This window comes from Oleiphilus sp. HI0086, assembly GCF_001635225.1.
Genome location: NZ_LWFZ01000289.1, coordinates 1 through 1,028, shown reverse-complemented (window position 1 = coordinate 1,028; position 1,028 = coordinate 1). Strand labels below are relative to the sequence as shown.

Annotated in this window: 1 protein-coding gene; it reads right to left on the bottom strand. The window is 46.6% G+C overall.

The window, feature by feature from the left end:
• A partial coding sequence (locus A3756_RS03635; protein WP_068552940.1) for a cbb3-type cytochrome c oxidase subunit I occupies nt 1-1,022 on the bottom strand: 1,022 nt, incomplete at its 3' end.
• Nucleotides 1,023-1,028: the final 6 nt, after the last annotated feature.

Here is a 1,028-nt window from a genome sequence, read left to right as displayed (position 1 = left end):
TCAGTGTTGTGAGATAGCGCGTTTACAGTCTTGATAGACATCATCGGACCTTCGAAAGTAGACATGCCATAGAAAGAAAGCGATACAACCAAGAAACGTAGTACTGGGTCAGTACGTAGTTTATGCCATGCACCAGAAAGCGTCATCATACCGTTGATCATACCACCCCATGATGGAGCTAGTAGGACTAGGGACATGATCATGCCCGCACTCTGTGCCCAGTCAGGAAGAGCGCTGTAATGTAGGTGGTGAGCGCCTGCCCATACATATAAAGAAATCAGTGACCAGAAATGAATAATAGATAGTCTGTAAGAATAAACTGGCTTGCCAGTCTGTTTAGGAACGAAGTAGTACATAATGCCCAAGAAGCCTGCCGTCAGGAAGAAACCAACAGCATTATGGCCATACCACCACTGCATCATCGCATCGACAGTACCTGCGTAAGCAGAGTAGGACTTCCAGAACGTGACTGGAATGGCCATGCTATTCCCGATGTGTAGAATCGCGACAGTGATAATAAATGCGCCATAGAACCAATTTGCAACATAAATGTGCTTGGTCTTACGCTTCATTATGGTACCAAAAAAGAGGACGCCATAGGCTATCCAAACTAAGGTGATTAGAATATCGATCGGCCACTCAAGCTCTGCGTATTCTTTTGCGCTAGTAATGCCTAGTGGCAAAGTGATCGCTGCTAGAACGATGACCGCTTGCCAGCCCCAGAACATGAATGACGCGAGGGTGTCCGAGACCAGGCGTGCTTGGCAAGTCCGCTGCACCACATAAAACGATGTAGCAAATAGAGCACTACCCCCAAAAGCAAAGATAACTGCGTTAGTGTGCAGTGGGCGAATACGACCGAAGCTTAAATAAGGTGAATCGAAGTTTAGCTCTGGCCATACTAATTGAGCAGCGATAAGAACACCGACGGCCATGCCGACAATACCCCATACCACCGTCATAATGGCAAACTGTCTTACAACTTTGTAGTTGTAAGTGATTTGGTTGGTCTCTTTGCTCATCGTTGA